This window comes from Bartonella sp. SD1336NMGDW (assembly GCF_042193565.1).
GTDB lineage: Bacteria > Pseudomonadota > Alphaproteobacteria > Rhizobiales > Rhizobiaceae > Bartonella > Bartonella grahamii.
In genome coordinates, this window is record NZ_JBHILW010000049.1 from 1 (window position 1) to 2822 (window position 2822).

Sequence of the window (2822 nt, forward strand, 5' to 3'; positions counted from 1 at the left end):
TTGTGGATCTTTTGCGGGGCGAACAATCCCGTAAAACTGGTTTTTAAGCTTATCCAGCGTGCCCGTGATACACTCCCACCCAAGTTGCCCATCAGGTGCTAATGGCTTATCGGGCTGGCTTAAAAGACGTCGTCCTAGAAAAGCGCGTCTCACCACTTTTTTATTAAAACACACCCCTTTTAGTTGCGGCATTACCCTTTGAAGCTGTTCAAACTCTTGTTTGCTATAGTTGCGCATCTGACCAGTTTGAAGATCAGGCGCCTTGTAAGTGGTCTCATATTCAAACCAACGGCATTCAACCAGCGTAACATAGCGTTTCCCAGAATACGGATCTGAGAGAGAAGTCGCATTGGAGTCATCTTGATACGCATCAAGCGACACATGAGAATCCTCAGAAGCGGTTGTACTATCGATAGCCCAATCGGCGTTAAGATCTTCAACAGCAACATCAGGAAAAAGACTTTTAGCATCCTCAACGGATTTGCGATCAACATACCACATACGCTGTGCGTCAATGAGATTTGGTCTTACAGCATTGGCATCCCAAACCATTTTTAAGGGATCTAAACGTTGAACAGCAGGTATCCCTTCGGGATCTGTATCATAATCAAGCCGCGTATCTGTCCAGCCCATACCGCAAATAACCATATCCTGAAAAGCATCGGAATCGGCATATTCCGCCTCTGCCTCATCACGAAACCATTCTGCTGCTCCAGTAAGCAATTCATTGGGTATTGCTGCTCCCATTTGCCGTGGTTGAAACTGTACTTCGCGCTTATTATTACGCTCCGCCCCAACAATAGCATTCACAAGGGGTGCAATGCGGTTAAAAGTCATGACAGGACGGCGTTGCTCTTTTAAAACAGCAAGATCTTCCTCTGCCCATTGACGACCATTATAAAAATCAAAATCTTCACGCGCCTGTTCACGCCATTCATTAACATGTTCAATATCTTCTGCGTACCAAGACTTTAAACGCTTATAGATTTCATATTCATCGAGGATTGTCGTTTTTTGAAAGTCTTGATCTAGAATGCCATCCATGATGCCGCTTCTCTTTCCATAGTGCAATAACGCTCTTGCTTGGGTTTGACATTTGGTGCTTCATAGACAATGCACATTAAACCAAAGGCATCCGCCCCATGGCTCGACCAATCATGCTCTGCACCCAAACCAATGCCGCGCTTCTCATCCCATTTCTCGTGATACCAATTCAGTGCTTTGCGCCCTGCTACCGTCATCTCTTCATTGAACCAAACAGAAGGCAAAATACGCCGCACCGCCTCTATACGCATCTTAACCGCCCCTGCCCCCTGATTAGGGATCACTTGCGTTTCAAAACCCGCATCATTTAAAGCACTCTCAAAACTCACATTGTGCACACGGTCTCTGGTCGCACCATCATGGGGCAAAACCATCAATGCCTTCTCATAACCATTTTGACGCAACCAGCCTATATGCTCTGATAACGGCTGTCCCTGTGCTTCGTAATAATTAAGCACTCTGATCTCTCGTCCAACAAATTGCGCTATCCATATCGCTGTTGCATCTGCCTTAGCACCCGTGCCCCCAATGTCCCAAAAAGCACGTATTTGCATCAAGGGGTCGCGCGCAACGCGCCCTATCCGCCCCTCTTGCTCAGCTGCCAACATTTCCTTTTGATAATAAGCACCTTGAACCGCTGTAAGATAATCCCCTTCCCAGATATGCTTATAGGTCTCTGGACGGTTTCTCAGATCATCAAGTCGTGCTTCATTCAAGATCTTGGGAAACTTCGGATTGTCTGACCAGTTGATCTCAACACGTTTGATTGCCTCATTGTCTGAAAAGCGAAACCGCTTCTCAACGGGGGCATTCTCTCGCAACGGGTTCCATGTCACCCATAACTCTGCCCACCATCCTTCTCCTTCTTCTCGCAAAGTCGGTATAAGCGTCTGCCAAGCCGTCTCTGTAACGGGCTCTGCCTCATCGACCCAACAAAGCAAAATACGCCCCATAGACTTGATACTTGCAATATTCCGGTCCAGACCAGAAAACTGAAAGGCTATACGACCATCTATCGATTTAATCGACGACTCCCCAACCTTGTAATAGTCCTTTAAAAAGTCATGCGCTTCAATGGCGCGTTTAATTTCCTCCAATGAACTTTCTGCTAGCGAGTTTTGAAACTGACGTGCACAAAGTATAGTGCCTGATATCCCTCTCCTACCAAATTGATAGCCTTTTAAAGCAGCCATCAAGGCAAATGATCTTGTCTTTCCAGACCCTCTCCCTCCCCAAGCCGCACGCACCAAAGCCTTATCTGTAAAAATCGGTATAAGCTTTGGAACAATATTAATCTGTCGTGTTGTCATGAACTAAAGGTGCGATTTCTACACGCGTTATCATCTTAATGGCTCCCCCATCTTCCCCTGTCACTTGAAGAGGTAAAATCTTCCCCAACAATGCCAAATAAGCAGCAGGGCATTTGATTGCCTGTTTTTCGAGATAAGAGATCAAACCATCATCACCATATTTCTTACCAGCGCGCTCTGCTGCCTTAAGCACTGCTTCTTTCAAAATACGTGTCGTTTTATTTGGCACGCCTTTTACCCGCCCTTGACCTGCCTTTGGGGGCGTTCTTTTTGCAAGTTTTTCAGTGGTTTTCATATGTGTTTCTTTTTGTAAACAAGACAATAAAAAAACCCCGCAAAAGCAGGGCTCTGAACAATCATATAAACTTATAAGAAAGGTTATACCTTTACCGTAATTCTAGACGCAATTCGACTAGTACAGCAACGCCATAAAACACTATTTTTCATATCCTGTCAACAAAAAAAATC

The 2822-nt window shown here is 45.4% G+C and carries 3 protein-coding genes; all 3 read right to left on the reverse strand.

Annotated features, from left to right (window positions below):
- The coding region (locus ACFIKH_RS08865) for a portal protein (RefSeq protein ID WP_375671509.1) at positions 1-1044 on the reverse strand (1044 nt) is incomplete at its 3' end.
- A complete protein-coding gene (locus ACFIKH_RS08870) occupies positions 1029-2354 on the reverse strand; it encodes a PBSX family phage terminase large subunit (RefSeq protein WP_375653736.1) in 1326 nt (441 codons plus the stop codon). The genes ACFIKH_RS08870 and ACFIKH_RS08865, both read right to left, overlap by 16 nt.
- Positions 2335-2649 (reverse strand): hypothetical protein, encoded by a 315-nt coding sequence (locus tag ACFIKH_RS08875; RefSeq protein WP_375624265.1) that lies wholly within the window; start codon positions 2647-2649, stop codon positions 2335-2337. The genes ACFIKH_RS08870 and ACFIKH_RS08875 overlap by 20 nt, the downstream gene beginning before the upstream one ends.
- Positions 2650-2822 lie beyond the last annotated feature (173 nt).

Bases quoted from the DNA above. Each gene is read 5' to 3' on its own strand.
- ACFIKH_RS08870 (WP_375653736.1), bottom strand. From the start codon at position 2,354: ATGACAACACGACAGATTAATATTGTTCCAAAGCTTATACCGATTTTT.
- ACFIKH_RS08875 (WP_375624265.1), bottom strand. From the start codon at position 2,649: ATGAAAACCACTGAAAAACTTGCAAAAAGAACGCCCCCAAAGGCAGGT.